This window comes from Roseovarius sp. (assembly GCF_965277045.1).
Lineage (GTDB): Bacteria > Pseudomonadota > Alphaproteobacteria > Rhodobacterales > Rhodobacteraceae > Roseovarius.
The window spans coordinates 2233147-2258826 of the sequence record NZ_OZ255712.1 but is presented as its reverse complement, the minus strand read 5'-3'; the positions used below and the strand labels follow the sequence as shown (position 1 = coordinate 2258826).

The 25680-nt window shown below is 64.4% G+C and carries 21 protein-coding genes; 13 read left to right on the top strand and 8 right to left on the bottom strand.

Annotation, left to right across the window (positions count from 1 at the left end; all coding sequences use genetic code 11):
- From ACQY4V_RS11395 to ACQY4V_RS11360, 8 genes are all read left to right on the top strand, one after another.
- Window positions 1-1179, top strand: a complete 1179-nt coding sequence (locus ACQY4V_RS11395) for a geranylgeranyl diphosphate reductase (RefSeq protein ID WP_428511758.1) — start codon at window positions 1-3, stop codon at window positions 1177-1179.
- On the top strand, window positions 1176-1709 hold the full coding sequence (gene idi, locus ACQY4V_RS11390) for an isopentenyl-diphosphate Delta-isomerase (protein ID WP_428511756.1): 534 nt from the start codon (window positions 1176-1178) through the stop codon (window positions 1707-1709). Before ACQY4V_RS11395 ends, idi begins: the two co-directional genes overlap by 4 nt.
- Window positions 1710-1793: 84 nt before the next feature.
- A complete protein-coding gene (locus tag ACQY4V_RS11385; RefSeq protein WP_222452889.1) occupies window positions 1794-2684 on the top strand; it encodes a LysR family transcriptional regulator in 891 nt (296 codons plus the stop codon).
- 85 nt (window positions 2685-2769) lie between these two features.
- Complete coding sequence (locus ACQY4V_RS11380) at window positions 2770-4455, top strand: NAD(P)H-dependent oxidoreductase subunit E (protein WP_428511753.1); 1686 nt, start codon at window positions 2770-2772, stop codon at window positions 4453-4455.
- 3 nt (window positions 4456-4458) lie between these two features.
- A complete protein-coding gene (fdhF, locus tag ACQY4V_RS11375; protein ID WP_428511751.1) occupies window positions 4459-7221 on the top strand; it encodes a formate dehydrogenase subunit alpha in 2763 nt (920 codons plus the stop codon).
- A gap of 189 nt (window positions 7222-7410) precedes the next feature.
- A complete protein-coding gene (locus ACQY4V_RS11370) occupies window positions 7411-8106 on the top strand; it encodes a GntR family transcriptional regulator (RefSeq protein WP_152493158.1) in 696 nt (231 codons plus the stop codon).
- 4 nt (window positions 8107-8110) lie between these two features.
- On the top strand, window positions 8111-9385 hold the full coding sequence (gene frc, locus ACQY4V_RS11365; protein ID WP_428511749.1) for a formyl-CoA transferase: 1275 nt from the start codon (window positions 8111-8113) through the stop codon (window positions 9383-9385).
- 328 nt (window positions 9386-9713) lie between these two features.
- Complete coding sequence (locus ACQY4V_RS11360; RefSeq protein ID WP_428511747.1) at window positions 9714-10697, top strand: Bug family tripartite tricarboxylate transporter substrate binding protein; 984 nt, start codon at window positions 9714-9716, stop codon at window positions 10695-10697.
- Between the two features lie 366 nt (window positions 10698-11063).
- On the opposite strand, the gene ACQY4V_RS11355 is transcribed toward ACQY4V_RS11360, so the two are convergent.
- Window positions 11064-12047 (bottom strand): NAD(P)H-quinone oxidoreductase, encoded by a 984-nt coding sequence (locus ACQY4V_RS11355; RefSeq protein WP_428511745.1) that lies wholly within the window; start codon window positions 12045-12047, stop codon window positions 11064-11066.
- Between the two features lie 232 nt (window positions 12048-12279).
- Between ACQY4V_RS11355 and ACQY4V_RS11350 the strand changes: the two genes are divergently transcribed.
- Entirely contained in the window at window positions 12280-13458 is a 1179-nt protein-coding gene (locus ACQY4V_RS11350) for an MFS transporter (RefSeq protein ID WP_428511743.1), read from the top strand.
- A 42-nt stretch (window positions 13459-13500) separates the two neighbouring features.
- Here ACQY4V_RS11350 and ACQY4V_RS11345 read toward each other — a convergent pair whose 3' ends face one another.
- From ACQY4V_RS11345 to ACQY4V_RS11325, 5 genes are all read right to left on the bottom strand, one after another.
- Window positions 13501-14244, bottom strand: a complete 744-nt coding sequence (locus tag ACQY4V_RS11345; protein WP_428511741.1) for a peptidase — start codon at window positions 14242-14244, stop codon at window positions 13501-13503.
- Between the two features lie 12 nt (window positions 14245-14256).
- On the bottom strand, window positions 14257-15054 hold the full coding sequence (locus tag ACQY4V_RS11340) for a transglutaminase family protein (protein ID WP_428511739.1): 798 nt from the start codon (window positions 15052-15054) through the stop codon (window positions 14257-14259).
- A 4-nt stretch (window positions 15055-15058) separates the two neighbouring features.
- Window positions 15059-16000, bottom strand: a complete 942-nt coding sequence (locus tag ACQY4V_RS11335; RefSeq protein ID WP_428511737.1) for an alpha-E domain-containing protein — start codon at window positions 15998-16000, stop codon at window positions 15059-15061.
- Between the two features lies 1 nt (window position 16001).
- Window positions 16002-17426 carry a circularly permuted type 2 ATP-grasp protein gene (locus ACQY4V_RS11330; protein ID WP_428511735.1) on the bottom strand — a complete coding sequence of 475 codons (1425 nt, stop codon included), beginning with the start codon at window positions 17424-17426 and terminating at the stop codon, window positions 16002-16004.
- A gap of 120 nt (window positions 17427-17546) precedes the next feature.
- Window positions 17547-18461: a LysR substrate-binding domain-containing protein gene (locus tag ACQY4V_RS11325; protein ID WP_428511733.1), complete on the bottom strand. Its 915-nt coding sequence runs from the start codon at window positions 18459-18461 to the stop codon at window positions 17547-17549.
- Between the two features lie 113 nt (window positions 18462-18574).
- Between ACQY4V_RS11325 and ACQY4V_RS11320 the strand changes: the two genes are divergently transcribed.
- Genes ACQY4V_RS11320 through ACQY4V_RS11310 form a run of 3 tightly spaced genes read left to right on the top strand, consistent with a single transcriptional unit; the run spans window position 18575 to window position 21101 of the window.
- Window positions 18575-19507 (top strand): ring-cleaving dioxygenase, encoded by a 933-nt coding sequence (locus ACQY4V_RS11320; RefSeq protein ID WP_428511731.1) that lies wholly within the window; start codon window positions 18575-18577, stop codon window positions 19505-19507.
- A gap of 4 nt (window positions 19508-19511) precedes the next feature.
- Entirely contained in the window at window positions 19512-20114 is a 603-nt protein-coding gene (locus ACQY4V_RS11315; RefSeq protein ID WP_428511729.1) for an alpha/beta hydrolase, read from the top strand.
- A gap of 15 nt (window positions 20115-20129) precedes the next feature.
- A complete protein-coding gene (locus ACQY4V_RS11310; protein ID WP_428511727.1) occupies window positions 20130-21101 on the top strand; it encodes a pirin family protein in 972 nt (323 codons plus the stop codon).
- 62 nt (window positions 21102-21163) lie between these two features.
- Here the strand turns inward: ACQY4V_RS11310 and ACQY4V_RS11305 are convergent, their stop codons facing one another.
- Both ACQY4V_RS11305 and ACQY4V_RS11300 read right to left on the bottom strand, forming a co-directional pair.
- Window positions 21164-22507: a YihY family inner membrane protein gene (locus ACQY4V_RS11305; protein WP_428511725.1), complete on the bottom strand. Its 1344-nt coding sequence runs from the start codon at window positions 22505-22507 to the stop codon at window positions 21164-21166.
- A 160-nt stretch (window positions 22508-22667) separates the two neighbouring features.
- Window positions 22668-24263 (bottom strand): GMC family oxidoreductase, encoded by a 1596-nt coding sequence (locus ACQY4V_RS11300; protein ID WP_428511723.1) that lies wholly within the window; start codon window positions 24261-24263, stop codon window positions 22668-22670.
- 105 nt (window positions 24264-24368) lie between these two features.
- On the opposite strand from ACQY4V_RS11300, the gene ACQY4V_RS11295 reads away from it, so the two are divergent.
- The gene (locus ACQY4V_RS11295) at window positions 24369-25601 is read left to right on the top strand and encodes a TRAP transporter substrate-binding protein (protein ID WP_428511721.1); all 1233 of its coding nucleotides are present in this window, start codon (window positions 24369-24371) and stop codon (window positions 25599-25601) included.
- The last annotated feature ends 79 nt before the right edge of the window (window positions 25602-25680 follow it).

Sequence of the window (25680 nt, the reverse complement as noted above, 5' to 3'; positions counted from 1 at the left end):
ATGTATGACGTTGTGGTGGTAGGAGGCGGCCCGAGCGGGGCCACGGCGGCCGAGGATCTGGCGCGGTCCGGGCACAAGGTGGCGCTGCTTGACAGGGCGGGGCGCATCAAGCCGTGTGGCGGGGCGATTCCGCCGCGCCTGATTGCGGATTTCGACATTCCCGAGGATCTGCTGGTGGCCAAGATCACCACGGCGCGGATGATCTCTCCGACCGGACGCAAGGTGGATATCCCCATCGAGAACGGATTTGTCGGCATGGTGGACCGCGAGGATTTCGACGAGTTCCTGCGCGTCCGGGCCGAGGCCGCGGGCGCGGTGCGGGCCACCGGAACCTACAGGCGGATCGAGCGCGAAAACGGGCAGGTAAAGGTCATCTATCGCGAAAAGGTCAGCGGAGATGAGCATGAACTTCCCTGCAAATTGGTGATCGGCGCGGATGGCGCGCGGTCGAACGTGGCGCGGGACGAGGTCGAGGGCGGCGACCGTATCCCCTATGTGATCGCGTATCACGAGATCATCGCGGCCCCCGGAAAGGTCGGCGAATACGATCCGGCCCGCTGCGACGTGATCTATGACGGTCGGATCAGCCCCGATTTCTACGGCTGGGTCTTTCCGCACGGCAAATCGGCCAGCGTCGGCATGGGATCGCTGGTCAAGGAGGTGGACGTGAAGCAGGCCACCGCAGACCTGCGTATCGCCAGTGGGCTGGCCGAGTGCGAGACGATCCGCAAGGAAGGCGCGCCGATCCCGCTGAAACCGCTCGACCGCTGGGACAACGGCAAAGACGTTGTTCTGGCCGGCGACGCGGCGGGTGTGGTGGCGCCCAGTTCCGGAGAGGGGATCTACTATGCCATGGCGGGCGGGCGCGTTGCGGCCACGGCAGCGGCGGCGACCCTGGCCTCGGGGCGGGTCAAGGACCTGCGGCTGGCGCGGCAGCTTTTCATGAAAGAGCACAAGACGGTGTTCCGGGTGCTGGCCTCGATGCAGAATGCCTATTACAAGTCGGACGAGCGGCGCGAGCGGTTCGTGTCGCTGTGCCATGACATCGACGTGCAGCGTCTGACCTTCGAGGCGTACATGAACAAGAAACTGGTCAAGGCCCGCCCCATGGCCCACCTCAAGATCGGGTTGAAGAACCTGGCGCACCTGACGCGCCTGGTGCCGGCGGGCTATACATGAGCGTCATGATCCCGACATGGATCGGTGGCGACCTGGTGGCTGTCGAAAAGCTGGAGGCGCACGAGCGTGGACTGCGGCACAAGGCCGTGTCCGTCTTCGTTCTTTGCGGCAACGACGTGCTGATCCAGCGGCGCGCTTTCAGCAAGTACCACACGCCGGGCCTGTGGGCGAATACCTGCTGCACCCATCCGAACTGGGGCGAAGACCCCGAGGCCTGCGCGGTGCGGCGGCTGAACGAGGAATTGGGCATCGAGGGCCTGGCGCTGGACTACCGCGACCAGATCGAATACCGCGCCGATGTCGGCGGCGGCCTCGTGGAACATGAATTGGTCGATGTCTTCGTGGCGACGGTGCCGGAGCGTATCGCCGTGCATCCGAACCCGGATGAAGTGATCGACACGGCCTGGGTCGATCTGGACGAACTGGCCGAGTGGGCGCAAAGCATGCCGGACATCTATACGCCCTGGCTGCGCATTTACCTGGCGAAACACGCGGCGCAGATCTTCGGGCAGGTGGGCAGCCCGGTGTGATCCGGCAACGTGCCGGTTTGAATAGACATCCGGCGCGGGGCTTGATTTAACGCGGCACGACTGGCTGCCGAAGATGGAGCGCGCGTGCTTGACCTCAAAGATCTGCAATTTCTGACCGCGCTGGCGCGGCAGAAACATTTTGCCCGCGCCGCCGAGGAATGCGGCGTGTCGCAACCCGCATTTTCCATGCGGATTGCCAAGCTGGAAGAGCACCTCGAGACCAAGATCGTGCATAGGGGCAACCGCTTTCAGGGGTTGACGCCCGACGGCGAGAGCATCGTGCGCCATGCGCTTCAGATCCTCGAGGATGTGAAGCGGCTGGAGACCGAGTTCAGCGCCGAGCCGGGCGACGTGACAGGTGTCCTGTCGCTGGCGGTGATCCCGACTGCGACGGCGCTTGCGGCCAAGACGGTGATCCGTCTGCGCGAGGCCAATCCGGGGATCACCGTGCGGGTCAAGACGATGAACTCGTTGGCCATTCTGCACGGGTTGGAGGCCGGCACCTACGATGCCGGGATTACCTATACCGACAGCGCCAACTCCGAGAGTGCCATTCACAGTTTCCTGAGCGTGATGCCGATCGACGACGAGGAATACGTGCTGCTGGTGCCGGCGCAGATGGTGGATGACGACAAGACCGAGATCACCTGGAAAGAGGCGGGGGCGCTGCCGCTTTGCCTGTTGGAGCCGGGAATGCAGAACCGGCATATCATCGACACCGTGTTCCAGGATGTGGGCACGCGGCCGCGCGTGGTGGCGGAATTGTCGGGCCTGACGGCGGGCGTGGTGATGGCGATCCAGGGCGCGGCGGCAACGGTGGTGCCGAAGGTGCTGGTCGAGAATACCGGCGCGCCGAGGTCGGTGCGCATCCTGCCGCTGGTGGAGCCCGAAGTGCACAAATCCCTCAGCCTCGTGACGGCGGATCGTGGCCCGGCGCTGCGCACGGTGCAGGCGCTGAAAGAGGTGCTGCGATAAGGCCCGCTTATCGTGGATTTGAATCATACGAATTTTGATTGGAAATGGTATGCCTTAGTGTGCTCCCAGCAACGGGAGGGTCCACATGGCACTTGATGATCGCAGCGGCGTCTGGAAATCGGGCAAAGGCAAGGGGCGGCGTACGCCCAAAGGCCGGCAGCTCGAGGATCAGGCGTGGGAAGAGGTTCGCGACCTTCTGGGCGACGCCCCGAGACGGCGTGACCTGCTGATCGAATACCTGCACCTGATCCAGGACAAGTTCGGCCATCTGTCAGCTGCGCATCTTCGCGCCTTGGCCGAGGAAATGCGCATCTCGCAGGCCGAAGTCTATGAAGTTGCAACGTTTTATGCGCATTTCGACGTTGTCAAGGAAGGCGAGGTTCCGCCGCCCGCGCTGACCATTCGGGTGTGCGATTCGCTGTCCTGCGAACTGGCCGGAGCGCAACAGTTGAAGACCGCGCTGGAGGATGGCATGGACCCCAGCCAGGTGCGCGTGCTGCGCGCGCCCTGCATGGGGCGCTGCGATACCGCGCCGGTGCTGGAACTGGGCCATAATCACATCGACAACGCGACGGTGGAGAAGGTCGAGGCGGCGATTGCAGCGGACGACACCCACACGCATGTGCCCGATTACGAGGATTTCGCGGCCTACCGGGCCGAGGGTGGCTACGAGAAGCTGGCGGAAATCCGCAAGGGTGGCGACTTCGAGACCATTCAGCAGACATTGCTGGATTCCGGCCTGCGCGGCCTTGGCGGGGCCGGTTTCCCGTCGGGCAAGAAATGGGGTTTCGTGCGGGCAGAGGCCGGGCCGCGCTACTTGGCCGTCAACGGGGACGAGGGCGAGCCGGGTACGTTCAAGGACCGCTATTACCTTGAGCGGACGCCGCATCTGTTTCTAGAGGGCATGCTGATCGCCGCCTGGGCGGTCGAGGCGAAGACCTGTTTCATCTACATGCGCGACGAATATCCCGCTGTGCTGAAGATCCTCGCCAAGGAGATCAAGGCGCTGGAAGACGCGGGAATCGTCGAGCAAGGTTATATCGAACTGCGCCGCGGCGCGGGGGCCTATATCTGCGGCGAAGAAAGCGCGATGATCGAATCGATCGAGGGCAAGCGCGGGTTGCCGCGTCACCGCCCGCCTTTCGTGGCGCAGGTCGGCGTCTACAACAAGCCGACGCTGGTGAACAACGTCGAGACACTGTACTGGGTGACCCGCGTTCTGCGCGAGGGCGGCGAGATCCTGTCGAGCGTGGAAAAGAACGACCGCAAGGGCCTGCGTTCCTACTCGGTATCGGGCCGGGTCAAGAACCCGGGCGTGCACCTGCTGCCGGCCGGCTCCACCATTCTCGACATCATCGAGGCCGCTGGCGGGATGCTGGACGGCCACACTCTGAAAGCCTATCAGCCGGGCGGTCCGTCCTCGGGCCTTTTGCCCGCGCATATGGACGATGTGCCGCTCGATTTCGACATGTTGCAGCCGCACGGGTCGTTCATCGGGTCGGCTGCAGTCGTGGTTCTGTCGGACAAGGACAGCGCCAAGGAAGCTGCCATCAACATGCTGAAGTTCTTCGAGGACGAAAGCTGTGGCCAGTGCACGCCCTGCCGCGTGGGCTGCGAAAAGGCCGTGAAGCTGATGCAGGCGGACAAATGGGATCAGTCGCTGTTGGAGGAGCTGAGCCAGACCATGGTCGACGCCTCGATCTGCGGCCTGGGCCAGGCTGCGCCCAACCCCATTCGCCTGACGATGAAACATTTCCCGGACGAGGTGTAAGACATGACCGACACGATCAAGTTCACACTCGATGGCAAGGAAGTCGAAGCCGAGCAGGGCATGACCATCTGGGAGGTGGCCAATGGCCGGGGTCTGAAAATCCCGCATCTGTGCCACAAGCCCGCGCCGGGGTATCGCCCCGATGGCAACTGCCGCGCCTGCATGGTGGAAGTGGAAGGCGAGCGGAACCTTGTCGCCTCCTGTATCCGCGAACCCAGCGAAGGCATGAACGTCACCACGAATTCCAACCGGGCCGAAACGGCGCGCAAGATGGTGATGGAGATGCTTGTCGCCGACCAGCCCGAGCCGGAAAAGGCGCATGACAAGTCGAGCCACCTTTGGGATATGGCCAAGCTGGCCGGCGTGTCGGAAAGCCGCTTTCCCAAGCTGGAACAGGACCGCGTGCCGCTCTTGGATGACAGCCATGTGGCGATGAGCGTCAACCTGGATGCCTGCATCCAGTGCAACCTGTGTGTCCGGGCCTGCCGCGAAGTGCAGGTCAACGACGTGATCGGCATGGCCGGACGCGGACATGACAGCTTTCCCACGTTCGATTTCGACGACCCGATGGGCGAAAGCACCTGCGTTGCCTGCGGCGAATGCGTCCAGGCCTGCCCAACCGGCGCGCTGATGCCCTCCACCGTGGTGGACGATGCGCAGGTCGGCGACAGCGCCGATTATGACCGCGAGGTCGAAAGCGTCTGCGCCTTCTGCGGCGTCGGCTGCCAGATCAGCATGAAGGTCAAGGACAACAAGGTGAAATACGTCGAGGGGATCAACGGCCCCGCTAACGAAGGTCGCCTGTGCGTCAAGGGCCGGTTCGGCTATGACTATATCCACCACTCACACCGCCTGACCAAGCCCTTGATCCGTCGCGAGGATGCGCCGGCCAAGGGGCTGAACGTCGATCCGGGCAACTGGCGCGAGTTTTTCCGCGAGGCCTCCTGGGACGAGGCGCTGGACGTGGCGGCAAACGGCCTGAAGGGCCGGGGCCGCGAGGTGGCCGGCTTCGGCAGTGCGAAATGCACCAACGAAGAGGCCTACCTGTTCCAGAAATTCATCCGCCAGGGTTTCGGCCACAACAACGTGGACCACTGCACGCGGCTGTGCCATGCCTCGTCGGTCGCGGCGTTGATCGAGAACGTCGGTTCCGGCGCGGTGACCGCGACGTTCAACGAGATCGAGAATGCCGACGTGGCGATCATCATCGGGGCCAACCCGACGGAAAACCACCCCGTTGCGGCCACCTATTTCAAGCAGTTCACCAAGCGTGGTGGCAAGCTGATCGTGATGGATCCGCGTGGGCAGGGCATGAAGCGCTTCGCGACCCACATGCTGCAGTTCAAGCCGGGCGCGGACGTGTCCATGCTGAACGCGATCATGCATGTGATCGTCGAAGAAGAGCTCTACGACCAGCAGTATATCGAGGCGTTCACCGAGAACTGGGAGGCCGAGAAGGCGCATCTGGCGCAGTTCCCGCCCGAGAAGATGGAAGAGCTTTGCGGCATTCCAGCCGAGACGCTGCGCGAAGTGGCGCGTGAATTCGCCACGGCGCAGTCCGGCATGATCTTCTGGGGCATGGGCGTCAGCCAGCACATTCACGGCACGGACAATTCCCGCTGCCTGATTTCGCTGGCGCTGATGTGCGGCCACGTGGGCCGACCGGGCACGGGTCTTCACCCGCTGCGCGGCCAGAACAACGTGCAGGGCGCATCCGACGCGGGCCTCATTCCGATGTTCCTGCCCGACTACCTGTCAGTTACCGACGATGGCGTGCGCAAGGCGTTCACCGAAGTCTGGGAATCCGGCGATTTCAGCAGCGAGAAGGGCCTGACCGTCACCGAGATCATGGATGCGGTTCACGAGGGTCACATCAAGGCGATGTACGTTCTGGGCGAGAACCCGGCGATGAGCGACCCGGACGTGGAACATGCCCGCGACGCGCTGGCGATGCTCGATCACCTTGTGGTGCAGGACATCTTCATCACCGAGACGGCCAACTATGCCGATGTGATCCTGCCGGCCTCGGCCCTCTATGAAAAATCCGGCACGGTGTCGAACACCAACCGGACGGTGCAGATGCTGCGCCAGGCGGTGCCGCCGCCGGGCGAGGCGAAAGAGGACTGGTGGATCGAGGTCGAACTGGCCAAGCGCTGCGGCCTGAACTGGACCTATACGCATCCCAGCGAAGTGTTCAACGAGATGGCGATCAACATGCGCAGCCTCGACAACATCACCTGGGAGCGGCTGGAGCGCGAGGCGGTGACCTACCCGTCGCTCAGCCCCGAGGACCCCGGCCAGGCCGTGGTGTTCGGCGATGCCTTCCCGCGCCCCGAGGGCCGCGCCCGGTTCACCCCGGCCAGCGTGATCCCGCCCGACGACCTGCCGGATGCGGACTATCCGATGGTTCTGACCACCGGGCGGCAGCTGGAGCATTGGCACACCGGCTCGATGACCCGCCGGGCCAGCGTGCTGGACGCGGTTGAACCCGAGGCGAACTGCTCGCTGCACCCCTCGACCCTGCGCAAACTGGGCGTCGAGCCGGGCGGCATGGTGCGGATCACCACCAAGCGCGGTTCGATCGACGTGATGGCGCGGGCCGACCGCGCAATTGCGCCGGACATGGTCTTCATGCCGTTTGCCTATGTCGAGGCGGCGGCGAACATCCTCACCAACCCGGCCATCGACCCTTATGGCAAGATCCCCGAGTTCAAGTACTCGGCCGTGCGGGTGGAAAAGGCCGAAGAGGCGGTGGCGGCGGAATAATTCTCGCCGAGATCATGACTTGCGAAGGGCCGGGGGTTTCCCGGCCCTTTTGTTTTGACCCTCGGGAAAGGCGGTCTGCACCGCGACAGGGCGGTATTCTTGCTGCATCCGCGAAAGTTTGCCGTTGATTTGCGTTGGTTCGTGGTATACCAGACTACGGATTTAACGACTCAAACCCGGTGCGCCGTCATGAAACTCAATCCGATCGACACGTCGGTCACGCTCAAGGACCACATCTATAACCGGATGCGGGAAGCGATCCTCGAGATGGACATTTACTCCGACAGCGTGGATTTGCGGCTGGACGAACGCAGCCTTGCGGACCAGTTGGGCGTCTCCCGCACGCCCTTGCGCGAGGTTCTGGTACGGCTGGAACAGGAAGGCCTTTTGGAGGTCCGCCCCCGTCGCGGCATCTTCGTGCAGCGCAAGACTCTGTCGGATATCCTGGAGATGATCATCGCCTGGGCCGCCCTGGAAAGCATGGCTGCCCGGCTGGCCTGCGAGCGTGCCACGGACCGCGAGATCACGAGCCTGCGCACGATTGCGGCGAAATACTCAGTTTCCAAGACGGGGGCGGATATCGCGGAATATTCCGACGACAACATTCGCTTTCACCAGAAAATCCTGGAAATTTCGGGCTGTGAATTGTTGTCCAGCATGGCCGAGAACCTGTTCGTGCACATGCACGCCGTGCGCCGCCGGTCCATGGCCGAGGAGGACCGCGTGCCGCAATCGGTGGCGGATCACATGGAAATCATCGAGGCGTTGGAAGCGCGCGATGCAGACCTCGCCGGGGCTCGCGTGCGCGATCATACGATGCGCCTGCACGACCACGTGCGCGAGGTCTGGACCCGCGCGGGAATCACGAAAAACATGGGGGAATGACCTGATGAAAGCATTGGACGGCATCAAGATCCTGGACTTCACGCATGTGCAGTCCGGTCCGACCTGCACGCAGCTTCTGGCGTGGTTCGGGGCGGATGTTCTGAAGGTGGAGCGGCCCGGCGTGGGCGATGCCACGCGGCAGCAGCTGGTGGATGTGCCGGGCGCGGACAGCCTGTACTTCACCATGCTCAACCACAACAAGCGTTCGATCGAGCTCAATTCCAAGAACGAGACCGGCAAGCAGGTGCTGACCCGGCTGATCGAGGAATGCGACGTGCTGGTCGAGAACTTCGCCCCCGGCGCGCTGGACCGGATGGGGTTCAGCTGGGAGCGGATCCAGGAGATCAACCCTCGCATCATCATGGCCTCGGTCAAGGGGTTCGGCCCCGGCAAGTACCAGGATTGCAAGGTCTACGAGAACGTGGCGCAATGCGCCGGCGGCTCGGCCTCGACCACCGGCTTCCGCGACGGCCCGCCGCTGGTGACGGGCGCGCAGATCGGCGACTCGGGCACCGGCCTGCATCTCTGCCTCGGCATCATGACGGCGCTCTTCCAGCGCGAGCGCACGGGCCGCGGCCAGAAGGTGCTGGCGCCGATGCAGGACGGGGTGCTGAACCTCTGCCGCGTCAAGCTGCGCGACCAGCAGCGGCTGGAGGCGGGCCCGCTGAAGGAATACAGCCAGTACGGCGAGGGCATCGAGTTCGGCGAGGCGACGCCGCGCGCGGGCAACGACTCGGGCGGCGGTCAGCCGGGGCGGATCCTGAAGTGCAAGGGCTGGGAGGACGACCCCAACGCCTATACCTACTTCATCACGCAGGCCGCGGTGTGGGAGCAGATCTGCGACGTGATCGGCAAGCCCGAGTGGAAGACGCAGGAGGGCTATGCCACGCCGCCCGAGCGTCTGGACAAGCTGAACGAGATCTTCGGGGCCATTGAAGACTGGACCATGACCAAGACGAAGTTCGAGGTGATGGACATCTGCAACCCGCTGAACATCCCCGTCGGCCCGATCCTGTCGACCAAGGAACTGATCGAGGACGAGGGGCTGCGGGCGACCGGAACCATCGTCGATGTGGACCACCCCAAGCGCGGCAAATACGCGTCGGTGGGCTGCCCGATCAAGCTGAGCGACAGCCCGGTGGAGGTGACCCGCTCGCCGCTTCTGGGCGAGCACACGGTGGAAATCCTGCGCGACGTGCTGGGCTACGCGGGCGACGACCTGCAGGCGGTGCTGGACAGCGGCGCCGTGGGCGACCCGCAGAAAACCGCGGCGGAGTAAGACCGCGCGAGGAAGGGCAGTCCGAAAGGCGGGCTGCCCTTTTGATATTCGCTGAAGTATTGCGTGAATAATCTGTCGTAACTATCTGTTACCAAGTATCTTTTCAGTTTTTCCGAATGCCATTTTCCTCGACGCTCACGGCAGTCGGGTCGGCAAGGCGAAGAAATCCTTGCAATGAGTCTGGACATGTTATTTGTTGCCGTGGTGCGAAATTTTATTTCACGCAATGGTTTCTGTATGCAATTAAATACCATTGCATACATCGCCAGCTGATTAGGAGGATCGGCTCAAGTCCGGCCAAGACCGGAAACCAACAGGGAGGATAACCATGAATACCTTTAAGCTACTTGTTGCAAGTGCGTCCGCACTGGCATTGACGGCGCCGGCGGCGCTGGCGGAATGGCAGCCGAAAAAGCCGGTCGAGTTCATCATCATGGCCGGCACCGGCGGCGGCGCTGACCAGATCGCGCGCCTGTTGCAGGGCCTTATCCAGAAGAAGGACCTGAGCCCGCGTCCGTTCATCCCGATCAACAAGCCGGGCGGTTCGGGCGCCGAGGCGCTGCGCTATCTGCAGGACAAGGCGGGCGACAACCACGTGGTGATGATGACGCTGAACAGCTTCTACACCACGCCCATCATCCAAGAGGATCTGGGCGTCGACGTGACCGAGTTCACCCCGATCGGGCTGATGGCGATGGACACGTTCCTGTTGTGGGTCAACACCGACCGCGAGGACATCACCGATCTCGAGAGCTTCAACGCCGTCGTGTCCGAGGCGGGCAAGGACTGGAAGGTCGGCGGCACCGGGTCGGGTCAGGAAGACAGCGTTCTGACCGCGATGATGGAAGCCGAGTTCGGTTATGACGTGACCTACATCCCGTTCCCGGGCGGTGGCACGGTGGCGAAAAACCTCGTGGGCAATCAGATAGATAGCACCGTCAACAATCCCGCCGAGCAGATGGAGTTCTTCCGCGCGGGCAACACCAAGCCGCTGGTGCAGTTCACCGCCGAGCGGATGCCGGCCTTCCCGGACGTGCCGACGGCCAAGGAACTGGGCGTGGAGATCGAATACTACATGCAACGCTCCGTGAACGGCCCGCCGGACATGGATCCGGAAGCGGTGGAATGGTACACCAACCTGTTCCAGGAGCTGTTCGACAGCGAGGAATGGCAGGCGTTCTGCAAGTCCGACGGCCTGACCTGCGAGACGATGATGAAGGGCGAGGATCTGGCCACGTTCCACGAAAATCAGAAGGTCGCGCATGAAAAGCTGATCGAAAAGGTCGGCGCCGCGTCCATTACCGGCGAGTAACAAAGGGATATCACCGGGGAGTTAACGGTGATTGAAGGTCAAGGGCGGCGCAAGTCATGCGCTGCCCTTTTTCATTAACGATCAAAACGTTGCGCGGCAAACCTGAATCTAAACCACCCCGTGTATCGCGGCGCATTATCCAATTTCGGCTTTGACCGACGCCTCGGGTCAAAGGCGAAACGCCTTGGGTTAACGGAGGCGTTTCGGCCGAAAACGGGACGTCGGTATCACGTCGGTATCGCTGGAGGTAACGCGTCGGCGCGCATTTCCTGGCCTAGCGGGATTGACGAAGAGCGCGGTGCAAAAGTCTTGTGAAGACGTTTGCCAGGACTTTTTCTGCAAAAGTCCTGGCCGGTCCGACGGGCGTCAGGGGCGCAGCAGGATCTTGCCCCGGTGGGTGGCGGATTCCATCAAGGCGTGCGCCGCCGCCGCTTCCTCGAACGGGAAGACCTTGTGGGTGTAGGTGCCGACCGTGCCCTCGGCCAGAAGCGGCCAGACTTTTTCCAAGAGGTCCTGCGCCACGCGGGTCTTGAACGTGTCGGGGCGCGAGCGCAGGGTCGAGCCGGTATAGGTGAGCCGCTTGAGCATCACCGGCATCAGGTCGATTTCCATCTTCGAGCCGCCGTTGAACGCGAGTTGCACGATGCGGGCGTCGGCATGGGCGGCCTTGATGTTGCGGGCCACGTAATCGCCGCCGATGATGTCGAGGATGAGATTGGCGCCGCCCGCTTCGCGGACGATCGGCACGAAATCCTCGGTCTTGAAGTCGATGGCGCGTTCGGCGCCGAGTTTGGTGACATAGTCGATGTCGTCCTTGCCGGTGCAGGTGGTGAAGACGCGGCAATCCAGGGCGCGGCCAAGCTGGATCGCGGTGGAGCCGATCCCGCCCGCGCCGCCATGCACCAGCAGGAGGTCTTTGGGGGCCGGGGGCCTGTCGAGAAAGAGGTTGGACCAGACGGTAAAATAGGTCTCGCAGATCCCCGCCGCATCGGTCGTGTCCATGCCCTTGGGGATGGGCAGGCAATGGGTGGCGTCGACGGCCACGTACTCGGCATAGCCGCCGCCGTTGGTCAGCCCGCAGATCGCGTCGCCTACGGCCCAGCCCGAGACGCTGTCGCCGACGGCGGCCACTTCGCCCGAGACTTCGAGCCCCAGGAGGTCGGAGGCGCCCTTGGGCGGCGGGTAATGCCCGCGGCGCTGGACGAGGTCGGGGCCGTTGACGCCCGTGGCGGTGACCCTGATGAGCACCTCGGACGGCGCGGGTTCGGGCACGGGGCGTTCGCCCACCTCCAGCACCTCGGGTTTGCCGGGTTCGCGCATTTCAACGGTTTTCATCGTCTCGGGCAGCATGTGGGTCGTCCTTTTCTTTTCCTTGTCCCTGAATGTGCATTTCTACCGGGGGGTTTCAACCGGATTGGCGCGGTCAGTGCCGCTGCCGAAGCGGCAGGGGAAGGCCGGTTCGGTCGTGACCCTTAGAAGATCGATGCACGTGGCATTGCTTGGGTCTCTTCTGCGCCGGGTGAGAATTAGAGGAACGTAACGACAGCCCATCTGTTCAAAGACCAGAGATCGGAGGACGGATTTGCAGACGCTGACGCGTATCGCCTCGGCCGGTTCGGCGGCCACTGCCATCGCCTTTGGGCCGGCGCGGGTGGGATTTGGCCTGTTCTTGCCGCAGTTTCGCGAGACGTTCTCGATCTCGACCGGCATGGCAGGCCTAATCTCGAGCCTGGGCTTTGCCGCATTTCTGATCGGCCTTGGCTGTTCCTACAAATTGATTGCGCTGGCGGGGCCGCGCGTGCCCATCGTCTGCGGCATGGTTTTTGCCACGGTCGGCCTGGCAACGGTTGCACTGGCCCCGGATGCCATCCTGCTGGCCGTCGGTGTATCGCTTGCCAGTGCCAGCGCCGGTTTTTCCTGGACGCCGTTCAACAACGCGGCGCAACGGGTTTTGTATGAACGTGACCGGCCCGAGGCCCTGGCGGCCATCAGCTCTGGCACCGCGGTGGGGGTGCTGCTGGCAGGCGGTCTGGCGTTGCTGGTCGCCCTGTCGGGCTTTGGATGGCGGGTGGTCTGGACGGTTTTCGCCGTCGGTGCGGGGGCTGCGGCGCTGGCCAACATCTTTGCTCTGTTCGACACGGTGGAGCCTGCGGGCAAGTTGCCTGCGCGAAAGTGGCACGAGCTTTTCACGCGCTCGGCGATACCGCTTTACGGGGTTGCTCTGTGCTTCGGTCTGACGAACGGCATATATGTGACCTTCGCGGCAGATCGGGTGGCCGAGCAGGGCGGCCTTGCCGGCCTGCCGTCGGCGGGCAGCGGGGCAATCGTTTTCTGTGCCTACGGTGCGTTCGGGCTGCTTGGACTTTTGACGGCGCGGATCAAATCCGTGATTGGCCTGACCTGGCTTTTGCGCGCGCTGTCGATCAGTACGGCGCTGTCGCTTGCGCTGCTCGCCTGGGCACCGACATCGTGGGCCGGTGTGATCGTCTCGGCAGGCTTGCAGGGGATATTCGTGATGATGATCAGCGCGGTGCTGTCGTTCTGGTCGGAGGAACTCTTTCCCGACCTGCCTTCGCTGAGCTTTACCGCGGCGCTGTTGATCACCGCCGCGGGCAACATATTGGGGCCCGCCGTGGCGGGCTGGGCATCTTCGGCCTTTGGCGCGGTGCCGATGTTTCTGGCCACGGCCGCGCTGGCGTTTGGCACGGCGCTGCTGCTAAGAAGGAATGCCATCCGCGAAAAGGCGACGACAGCGTCATAGAATAGATTGAGAGGTTGCCGTAAAAAGAGCGGTTTCGTTCGGTTAACCGAGCTCAGACAGATCGACATCAGGCAGGCTGTCGAGGGCGTTCTTCAGTGCCTCGCCCCAGCCCTTGGAGACGGCCTCGAACCAGGGGCTGTCGGCCTCTATGCGGCCGGTCTGGCCGATGGTCAGGCTGTCGGTCTCGTAGATGTGGAAATCGAAGGGCGCGCCGACGGTCAGGTTGGCCTTGAGCGTGGAGTCGAAGCTCACCAGCAGAAGCTTCATCGCGGCTTCGAAGCTGAGGTCCGGATCGAAGGCGCGCACCAGGATGGGTCGGCCATACTTGGTTTCGCCCATCTGGAAGAAGGGCGTGTCCTCGCCGGCCTCGATGAAGTTGCCCTCGGGGTAGATCAGGAACAGGCGCGGCGGGCTGCCGGCGATCTGGCCGCCCAGCATGATGGTGGCGTTGAAGGTGCCGTCGGCACGCTGGCCGCTGTCGCCGGTGCGCTCGATCACCTCGTGCAGGGTGTCGGCGACCATGCGGGCGGCCTGGAAAAGCGAGGGGACGCCCAGCAACGACGGCGTGCGGTCACCGGGTGACTTGGCACGCTCGTCCAGCAGGCTGATGACGGATTGGGTCGTGGCGAGGTTGCCCGCCGACAAAAGCGTGATCATCCGCTCGCCGGGGTTTTCCCAGCTTGTCAGCTTCTTGAAGGTCGAGATATTGTCCAGCCCGGCATTGGTGCGGGTGTCTGACATGAAAACGAGGCCCCGGTCGAGAACCATTCCCACGCAATATGTCATGCCCGTCCTTCGTTACTGTTGGGTGACGTCGATCTCGACCTCGAGGCGTTCCTCGGGGCCGCCGATTCTGGTGCCTGTGATGGGCGCAGCATCGGCGTAATCGAGGCCCGTTGCAACGCGGACGTAGCGTGTGTCGGGGGAAATTCCGTTGGAGATGTCGAAGCCGACCCAGCCCAGGGCGTCGACATAGGCCTCGGCCCAGGCGTGCATCGCGTCCTGGGCGGTGCGGTCGTCGAGCATGAGGTAGCCCGAGACGTAACGGGCGGGAAAGCCCATGGCGCGGGCGCAGGCCAGGAAGATGTGGGTGTGGTCCTGGCAGACGCCCTTGCCGTGGGTGATCGCGTCTTCGGCGGACCAGTCCGGTTCGGATGCGCCGACCTGGAACGCCACGCTGTCGCGGATCGTCTGGCTGAGCGCGTGCAGGCGGTCGAGCGGGTCGGTCTCGTCGACCTTGCGGATGAGGGCGCGGGCGCCGGATTTCACCTCGGTCCGCCGGGTTTGCTGTTCGTAGAGCCAGAGCGGGGCGGGGCCGATATGGCGGCCGAGGACTCCGCTTACGTCTTCGATCACCACCTCGCCCTCGCTGCTGACGGTCAGCTCGGTGGTGTCGCGGTCAAAGCTGATCAGCTCGACGGCGTTGTTGTGGTGGTCGTGGAATTCGACCTCCTTGCGGCCGTTCTCGACGCCCGTGGTCCAGTTGACGACCTGCTGGGCGCGGGTGGTCTTGGGTGTCTTGCGCAGCTGTTGCAGGCCGTAGACCACGGGACCGGAAAAGCGGTAGCGGGTCACGTGTTTGATATGCAGGTGCATGGGGTCATTCATAGAAGCGGTACTCCCGCTCGATCTCGTTGGCGATTTCGGCCAGGAGGCCGATGATCTCGGTGATGTATTCGTGCAGGCCGTAGTCGAAGATCGCCTCGACCTCGTGCGCGAGATACTTGCGGTTGAGATAGTCGAGTTTCCTCATCGGGCCGGACGGATGCGCGTTGCCGGCGTTGAGGCTGCGCAGGTTTTCCTGAAGCTGGGCGGCGCAGAAGGCGAGGCTGCGGGGCAGGCGCTGGTCGAGGATGAGGAAATGGGTGATCTCGCGGGGGCCGGAATCGGCGCCGTATTCCATGCGGAAGCCGCCGCGCGCGGCCACCGAGCGCAGGATGGTTTCCCATTGCACGTTGTCGAGCGCCGAGCCCACGGCGCGGGCCGTGGGCAGCAGGACGTAGTATTTCACGTCGAGGATGCGCGCGGTGTTGTCGGCGCGTTCCAGGAAGGTGCCCAGCCGGGCGAAATCATACCGTTCGCCGCGCAGCATCGTGCCGTGGGTCATGCCGCGCACCAGCGACGTGTTCTGACGCAGGGTGCGCAGACAGCCGGGCAGGTCGCGTTCGGCGACCTGGCGGCCAAGGTTTTCCTGGGCGTTCATGTAGGCGCTGTTGATCGCCTCCCACATGTCGCCGGTCAGTGCGGTGCGCACCAGGCGCGCGTTCTGCCGCGCGGAGCAGATGCAGGAATAGACCGACGAGGTGTTGCCGCGGTCACGCAGAAGCCAGTTGATCGCGGCCTCTTTGGTGACCTCGCCTCGGGCGACCTCGAAGGCGGGCCAGACGCCGGCGGATTGCAGCACCGAGCGCCATTCCGCGGCGCTGTCGCCCAGGCGGGTCAGCGCGATGCGCTGGCCGGTCTCGATCAGGCGGGCGGTGTTTTCGGCCCGTTCGAGGTAGCGGAAGAGCCAGAAGAGGCCGTTTGCGGTTTTGCCCAGCATGTCAGTCCTCCAGCACCCAGGTGTCCTTGGTGCCGCCGCCCTGCGACGAGTTCACCACCAGCGAGCCTTTCTTGAGCGCCACACGCGTCAGCCCGCCGGGGGTGATCTGGATGCCGTCGGGATTGACCAACACGAAGGGGCGCAGGTCGACATGCCGGGGGCTGAGGCCCTTGGCGGTGAAGGTGGGCACGGTCGAGAGGCTGAGCGTGGGCTGGGCGATGTAGTTCGAGGGCTTGGCGTCGAGCTTTTTCGCGAAGTCGGCGATTTCCTTTTTCGACGCGGCGGGGCCCACGAGCATGCCGTAGCCGCCGGAGCCGTGCACCTCTTTCACCACCAGTTCGGCGAGGTGTTCGCGGACATAGGCCAGGTCGTCGGCATCCGAACAGCGCCAGGTGGGCACGTTGGGCAGAAGCGGCTGCTCGCCGGTGTAGAACTCGACGATATCGGGCATGTAGGAGTAGATCGCCTTGTCGTCGGCGATGCCGGTGCCCGGCGCGTTGGCGATGGTGATGCCGCCGGCGCGGTAGACATCCATGATGCCCGCGACGCCAAGCTGGCTGTCGGGGTTGAAATTGAGGGGGTCGAGGAAATCGTCGTCGACGCGGCGGTAGAGCACGTCGATGGGCGTGTAGCCGCGTGTGGTGCGCATCGCCACGCGGCCATCGACCACGCGCAGATCGTTCCCCTCGACCAGTTCGACGCCCATCTGATCGGCGAGGAAAGCATGTTCGAAATAGGCGGAATTGTAGATGCCGGGGGTCAGCACGGCCACCACGGGCGCGTCCTTGGTGATGGCGGGCGCGCAGGCGGCGAGCGACCGGCGCAGGTTGGTGGGATAGTTCTGGACCGGCTGCACGCGGTTGCGCGAGAAAAGCTCGGGGAACATCTGAAGCATGGTTTCGCGGTTTTCCAGCATGTAGCTGACGCCCGAGGGGGTGCGGGCGTTGTCCTCGAGCACGAAGAATTCGCCGGGGCCGGTGCGGACCACGTCGATGCCGACGATATGGGTGTAGACGCCGCCCGGCGGTTCGACCCCGATCATGTGGGGCAGGAAGGCCTCGTTGCGGGCGATCATCTCGGCGGGAAGGCGCCCGGCCTTCACGATTTCCTGCTTGTGATAGATGTCGTGCAGGAAGGCGTTGATCGCGCGCACGCGCTGTTCGATGCCGCGCGACAGCTTGTACCATTCGTTGCCTGAAAGGATGCGCGGGATGATGTCGAAGGGGATCAGCCGCTCCTCGGCCTCGGCCCGGCCATAGACGTTGAAGGTGATGCCGGTGAGGCGGAAGAGATCCTCGCATTCGCGCTGTTTGGCGCGCAGGCGGGCGGGGTCCTCGGCGTCGAACCATTGGTGGAATGTGGCATAGGGGTCGCGCAGGGATTGCGACGTGCCCCACATTTCGTCGAAGAAAGGGTCTGATGACATGTTCACCTCCGGCGTTTCATAGAAGCAGGCGGACGCGGGGCTGGCAAGATAGACAGTTGCCGGGGGGAAGGCGGGCTTGGCTAAGGGGCCGGAACTGCTGGATTTTTGTGCAGGGCCTTGTCAGGCGAAACGGAAGAAGACAGGTGCGGTGCGGCGGATATAGTCCTCGAAGAAGGTGGTGAAGGTGGCCACCAGCGGGGGAAACGCCTCGTAGGGCGGGTAAAAGAGCGTGAGCCAGAGCGGGCTGACCTGCCAGTCGGGCAAGAGGACCGTGACCTCGCCCGCCGCCAGATCGTCGGCCACGAGGAAGTCGGGCAGCACGGTGATGCCCTGGCCCAGGCGGGCCACCTGGCAGAGCAGGTCGCCGTTGTTGGTGATGAGGCGGCTGCCCGCCTGGACGGAGCGGTTGGCCCCGTCGCGGGTGAACTCCCAGGTCTCGGGCGAGCCGGTGGCGCTGTAGGACAGGCAAAGGTCGCGGGGCAGGTCGGCGGGATCGGTGGGTGCGGGTGTGTCGGCGAAAAGGCAGGGGGCGGCGACGGCGTGGCGCGGCACCTCGCAGATCTTGCGCCAGATGGTGGATTTGTCCGAGGGCGGGCCGGAGATGCGGATCGAAAGGTCATAGGGGTCTTCGATGATATCCACGAAACGGTCGGTCAGCGTGACGCTGAGGTCGACCCGGGGGTAGGTGTCGCGGAACGCGGCGATCAGACCCGGCATCAGGCGCAGGCCCAGCGACATGGGCGCGTTGAGCCGCAGGCGACCGGCGTCGGGATGGGCGGCGTGCATCAGCGCTTCGGTGGTGGCGTCCAGCTCGGCTAAAAGGGGGCGGTAGCGGGCCGCCACCACGGCGCCGGCATCGGTGAGCGAGACCTTGCGGGTGGTGCGCAACAGGAGCTGTTGGCCAAGGCTGTTTTCCAGCCGCGCCACGATGCGCGTGACGCTGGAGGGGGTCATGTCGAGCGCGCGGGCAGCGGCGGCGAAGCTGCGGCGCTCGGCCACTTCGAGGAAGACGCGGATGGGTTTGATATCCTGCACGACGTTATTATTGCACCATGCGCAATAGTCTATGCAAGTTTGTTGCTATTCCCCTGTGGCGGCCTTTGTCCCAGATTGCACGGTGACAGTTCCTCAACCGAAAGGGCGACAGGATGATTACCGAGATCAAGGGCCTGCATCACGTGACGTCGATGGCGGGCGATGCGAATGACAACAACGCCTTCTTTACCAAGGTGCTGGGATTGCGCCGGGTGAAGATCACGGTGAATTTCGACGCGCCGGAGGTGTATCACCTTTATTTCGGCGACGAGTTGGGCACGCCGGGGGCGGTGATGACGACCTTTCCCTTCGGCCAGATGCCGCGCGGCACGCGGGGCGTGGGCGAAGTGGGCGTGACCGAGTTTGCCGTGCCGCATGGCGCGCTGGGCTATTGGAAAGACCGGCTGGCCGCGGCGGGTGTGACCGGGCTGGTTGAGGACGAAGCCTTCGGCGAGAAGCGGCTAAGCTTTGACGGGCCGGATGGCGACGGCTTTGCGCTGGTGGAGACGGATGTGCGCGGGCGCACGCCCTGGACCGGCGCGGACGTGCCGGAAACTGCCGCGATCCTGGGTTTTCACGGGGCGCGCTTTGCGCTGCGGGATGCGGATGCGACGGGAGAGTTGTTGCGCTTCATGGGGTATCAGAAGATGGACACCCAAGGCGACCTGACACGCTACGTGGTCGAGGGCGGCAATGCCGCCGACACGATCGACTTGCAGGAAGCGCCGAGCGCCAAGGCGGCCAACCAGGGCGCTGGATCGGTGCATCACATCGCGTTCTCGGTCGAGGACCGGGCGACGCAGCTGGACGTGCGCAAGCGGCTGGTGGACACAGGGTACGACGTGACGCCGGTGATCGACCGCGACTATTTCTGGTCGATCTATTTCCGCACGCCGGGCGGTGTGTTGTTCGAGGTGGCCACCAACGAGCCCGGGTTCGATCGGGACGAGGATACGGCGAACCTTGGCTCGGCGCTGAAGCTGCCGGACCGCTACGAGCCGCACCGCGCCAAGATCGAGGCGCATCTGCCGAAGCTGGTGGAGTGAGGCGATGGCGCTGGATCTGTACCATGCAAGGACGCGGGCGCCTGATGCGGGCGCGCCGCTGGTCTTTGCCTTTCACGGCACGGGCGGGGACGAGACGCAGTTCTTCGACCTTGTGCGGCAGGTCAACCCGGGGGCGGGCATTGTCTCGCCCCGGGGGGACGTGTCGGAACATGGCGCGGCGCGGTTTTTCCGGCGCACGGGCGAGGGGGTCTATGACATGGACGACCTTGCGCGGCGCACGCAGGCGATGGTGCGCTTCGTCGAGGCGCACAAAGAGGCGCATCCGGGCGTCGAAACTTATGGCTTCGGCTATTCCAACGGGGCGAATATACTGGCCTCGGTGATGATGGCGCGGCCGGAGCTGTTCGACCGGGTGGGTCTGCTGCATCCGCTGATCCCGTGGGAGCCGGAGGATGTGCAGGGACTGGACGGGCGACATGTGCTTGTCACGGCGGGGCGGCAGGATCCGATCTGTCCGTGGCCGCTGAGTGCGCGGCTGATCGAGTGGCTGGCGGCGCAGGGCGCGGATGTCGAGACGGTGATCCATGACGGCGGGCACGAGATTCGGCCCGAGGAAGTGCAGGCGCTGGCGCGCCATCTGACCTGAGACAAGGAGAGCGAGATGAGCTGGAACCCGACGCAGAACCCCGATTGCCCCGATGCCGCGGGACTGGACGGCATAGAGACGCTGATCATCCCGCGGGCGCGGGACCTGGGGGGCTTCGAGGTGCGCCGCGCGCTGCCCAGCCCCGAGCGGCAGATGGTCGGCCCGTTCATCTTTTTCGACCAGATGGGGCCGGCGGAGTTCATCACCGAAGGCGGCATCGACGTGCGGCCGCATCCGCATATCGGGCTGGGGACGGTGACGTATCTGTACCAGGGCGAGTTCGAGCATCGCGACAGCCTGGGCACGCACCAGATGATCTATCCCGGCGAGGTGAACTGGATGCTGGCGGGGCAGGGTGTCACGCATTCCGAGCGCACCAGCGAAGAGACGCGGGGCACGCGGCACAACCTCTTTGGCATCCAGACGTGGATCGCGCTGCCCGAGGACCGCGAGGACATGGCGCCGGATTTCGAGCACCACAAGGAAGCGGCGCTGCCGTTCCTGAACGATGGCGGCGCGGAGGTGCGGCTGATCCTGGGCACGGGCTGGGGCGAGAAAAGCCCGGTTACGATGCAATCCGAGATCTTCTATGCCGATGCGGTGCTGGCACCGGGGGCGAGCTTTCCCTTGCCGGACGATCACGAGGACCGGGGGCTCTACGTGACGCAAGGCAGCGTCGAGATCGCGGGCGAGGTGTTCGAGGCGGGGCGGATGATGGTGTTCCGCCCCGGAGACCGGATGAGCGTGAAGGCCGGGCCGCAAGGCGCGCGGGTGATGGCGCTGGGCGGCGAGACGTTCAATGGGCCAACGTATATCTGGTGGAATTTCGTGTCGTCGGACATCGAGAAGATCGAGGCGGCGAAGAAAGCGTGGAAGGCCGCCGATTGGGAGGGCGGGCCGTTCAGGCTGCCGCCGGGAGATACGGACGAGTTCATTCCGATCACGGACGACATGGAGCGGATGAAGGTGAAGCGGCCCAAGGCGTAGGCGCGGGAACAGGTCCGGGACGGGTGGGGTTTGGTGGTGTGGAACCCCACCCTACGCGGAGGTCAGTAGAGTTTGATTGCGCCGGAGGTGTTGTCGGTGTCGGGGTCGCGACCGGCGATGACCGAGGCGATGGGCTGGTCGAGGATGTCGTCCTCGGCCTTGCGCAGGCGGGCCAGCAGGTCGGGCAGGGTGCCGGTCGCCTCGATCACCTGGGACAGCGAGGGGCGGCCGGAGAGGTCCCGGACGCCGCCGAGGCTGAGGCCGATGTCGTGGGCCAGTTCGGCCACGCTGACGCGGTGCAGGTCGCGGGCGAGGCACAGCTTGGCGTCCTCGGTTTCGACAATGTAATTGGCGTCGAGCAGGGACTGGAGCACGGAGTCGCGGGCCAGGACCGGCACGGCCTCGGCCAGGTCGTCGGGGGGCAGGGACTTGCCCTCGGGCGCCTTGCGCGCCAATGCGGCCAGAAGGGCCACCGCCACTTCGAGCGTTTCGGCCGGGCTGAGTTGCTCGCCCGAAAGCGCGTCGCGCCGGCGCCACCAGTCGGGGAAGGAAGCGGCCAGCAGCGCGCCGAGGATGATCACCGTCCAGGACGAGTAGACCCAGAGCAGGAAGATCGGAAAGATGGCGACAGCGCCGTAGACGGTGGAATAGGTCGAGGAGGAGGTGACGAAGGTGTTGAACCCCCATTGCAGCACCTGGAAGGCCACGGCGGCGAAGGCGCCGCCGATGACGGCATTGCGGATGCGCACCTGCACCGCGGGCACCACGCAGTAGAGCAGGGTGAAGACGATCGTGGTGTTGACCAGCGCCAGCACCTTGCGCGGCCAGTCGGCCCGCAGCTGCACGGCGGGGATGTAGCCCGCGTCCCGCGCCCAGTCCTGGAGCGGGCGCATCATGTCGGTGGTCAGGGTGAAGCTGGCCCCGATCAGCAGCGGGCCCATCGTCAGCACCGCCCAGAAGGTCAGCAGGCGGACCACCAGCGGCCGGGGCCGGGAGACGCGCCAGACCTGGTTCAGCGTGGCCTCGATGGTCGACAACAGCAGCACCGCCGTGACCGGGAGCGCGATGATGCCGGCGACGGTCAGGTCGCTGGCATTGCTGGTGAAATCCGAGATGTAGGTGCGCACGTCCGAACCGACCTCGGGGACGAGGATGCCGAAGAACATTTCCTGCATCCGGATCTTGACCGGGTCGAAGGCGGGGAAGCCCGAGAGCACCGCGAAGGCGATGACGAGAAGCGGCACGAGAGCCAGGAGGGTGGAGTAGGTCAGCGCGCCGGCGGCCTGGCCCAGGCCGTCGCTGACGAAGCGGCGCATCGTGTAGTAGAGGAAACTGCCGATATCCGAGACGATCCCGAGGAAACGGGTCTCGCGCCAGTAGTCCAGTCGGGATTTCTTCTCTGCCATGTCAGGGTGATAGCATAGGCCGGACGGAGCGTCTTTCAAACCCGCGCGGCCTGCCGAGGGTTTTCGGCAGGCGTGGGATTTTGGGCACCCGTGGGGTATGCGTGTCGCGGTGCGCGTGGGTTTTCACCCACCAAAGGTGGGTTGTCACCCACCCTACGGGTCAGGCGTCCTCCAGCACGAGGTCGGCGCATTTCTCGCCGATCATGATGGCCGGGGCGTTGGTGTTGCCCGAGACGATTTCGGGCATGATCGAGCAATCGGCCACGCGCAGGCCCGTGAGCCCATGCACGCGCAGGCGGGCGTCGACCACGGCGTTCGGGTCGTCGCCCATCTTGCAGGTGCCGGTGGGGTGATAGATCGAGACGGAGTGGTTGCGCGCCCAGTCGAGCGTAGCCGCGTCGTTGTCCATCGGCAGATCTGCGGTGGGGCGGAACTCTTCGGCAATCTTCGTGGACAAAGGCGCGTGGCGGGCGATGCGACGTGCGATCTTGACGCCCTCGGTGAGGGTGCGGCAGTCGAGATCGGTCGACAGGTAATGCGGGTGGATTTTGGGATAGGTCTTGGGGTCGGGGCCATCGAGACGGATCTCGCCGCGGCTCTCGGGGCGCAGCTGGCAGACCGACATGGTGAAGGCCGAGAAGGGATGCACGCCCTCGCCGGGGCTGTCGGCGGACCAGGGCTGGACGTGGAACTGGATGTCGGGGGTGTCCACGTCGGGACGGGTTTTCAGGAAGCCGGTGGCGAGGCTGGCGGCCATGGTCATCGGCCCCGCGCGGAAGAGGGCGTATTTCAGCGCGATGCGGGCCTGTGAGGCGAGGCTGCGGACCTCGTCGTTCAGCGTGGGTTCGTTGCATTTGAAGACAAGGCGCGCTTGCAGGTGGTCCTGCAGGTTGCGGCCCACGCCGGGCAGGGCGTGATGCGGAGTGATGCCGTTCTCCTTCAGGTGGTCGGGGTCGCCGAGGCCCGACAGCATGAGGATCTGCGGGCTGTTGATGGCGCCGCCCGAGAGGATCACCTCGCGGTTGGCGCCGATGGTCTGAAGCTGGCCGCCCTTGTCGCGGTATTCGACGCCGGTGACGCGCTTGCCGTCGATCAGCACGCGGGTGACCTGGGCGTTGGTGACGATCCTGAGGTTCTTGCGGTCGCGGATGGGCCGCAGGTAGGCCACGGCGGCGCTGCACCGGCGGCCGTTGCGGGTGGTGAGCTGGAAATAGCCCACGCCCTCTTGACCTTCGCCGTTGTAATCGGGGTTGAAGGGATATCCGGCGGTCTGGGCGGCGGCGACCCAGGCGTCGCAGATGGGGCGCTGGATGCGCATGTTGGAGACCGAGAGCGGCCCTGCGTCGCCGTGGTAGGCGTCGGCCCCGCGCTCGTTGTTCTCGGCCCGTTTGAAGAGGGGCAGAACGTCGTCCCAGCCCCAGCCCGCGTTGCCCATCTGGCGCCAGCGGTCGTAATCCTGCGGCTGGCCGCGCACGTAGAGAAGCCCGTTGAGCGAGGACGACCCGCCCAACACCTTGCCGCGCGGCCAGTCGATGGCGCGACCGTTGAGGCCGGGGTCGGGCTGGGTCTTGTAGCACCAGTCGACGGTGGGATTGTGCATCGTCTTGAAGTAGCCGACGGGGATGTGGATCCACGGATTGCGGTCGGGCGGACCCGCCTCGAGCAGGGTGACTCGCACCTTTGGGTCCTTGCTGAGCCGGTTGGCCACGACGCAGCCCGCAGAGCCCGCGCCGACGATCACGTAATCGGTATCCACCAGTTTTCCTCCCGCTTCTTAAAAAAAGTCTATGCAGAACGGAAAAGCTATTCTAGTCTTTTTTGAAACGTTACGTCTCAAAAGTTGTCAAAATGGGAGGATTAAATGGCAATTTATGATCGAGTGAAGGGCGTTTCGCGCCGGGATTTTTTCAAGATTGCAGGCACTTACGGCATGAGTTCGACGCTCATGGCGGCGGGGGCCTTTGGTGGTGCAATGACGGCGGCGAACCTGGCGCGTGCGGCGGAATCGACCTATGAGAAGCGATTCTCGAAGGAGGCGAAGCACACGCTGAAGCTGGGGGCGGCGGGGTTCAATCCGCAGAACCTGCTGATCGAACGGGCGGGCGTGCTGGACTTTGCCCGCGACCTGGAGAGCCGGACGGACGGGGAGATCCGGATCGAGTTCATCGGGAACAACCAGATCTGCAACCAGCTGTCCTGCGTGGAGAAAACGCAGCAGGGCATCACCGATATGTACGCGGCCTCGACCCAGAACTCGGCCGGGGGTGCGCCTTATCTGAACGTGCTGGACTATGCCTACATGTTCCGCAGCCGGGCGGATCAGTATTATTTCCTGTACCATCCGAAGAGCGTGGAAATCCTGCGCGACCCGCTGGAGAAGCGCCACGGGCTGAAGTTCCTGTTCAGCCATGCGGAGCTGCGCGGCATCCAGCTGGGCCTGTCGTGGGAGGACAAGCCGACGGTGACCAAGCTGGAGGAGCTGTTCGGCACCAAGAACCGTGTGACGGGCACCCAACTGGGGCGCATCGCCATGGAGGCGCTGAACCTGAACCCGGTGCCGATCGCGTGGGAGGAAACGCTCGACGGTCTGAAGCAGGGCCTGATCGACGGGGCGGAAACCTGGGCGTCGGCCGTGGCCTATGCCAACATGTCGCCGGTGGTCAGCCAGTGCGTGGACCTCAAGTTCTTCTGCGGCACCGAGCACACGGCGATGAGCGCGTCCGTCTTCGACAGCCTGGACGGCGCGTTGCAGGACGCGGTGATGGAATCGGCGTACTACGCACAATCCTACGTGCAGGCGGCGAACGAGGCCGCGCTGGTCAACACGGTGGGCTTCAGCCATCCGCACCAAGGGCCCGACACGATCTTTGCACAGAACAACGTGCGGGTCGCGGCGCTGCCGGACGAGGAGATCAAGAAGGCCGAGGAAATGTGCAGCCCCGAGTTCCAGCCGCAGCTGTGGGAACAGTGGCGCGAGCGGCTGAACCAGTGGTCGGGCGGTCTGGATACCTACCAGGAAATCTATGACACCGTGCGCGAGCATGACGTGACGCTGGCCGAGAATGTCGAGCCGCGCCGCTGGTGGAAAGGCTGACGCTTTCATAGACATGATGGTGCCGGCCCCTTCAAACGGGGGCCGGTAGCAACCAGTCCGAGACCGGCGGAGCACGCCG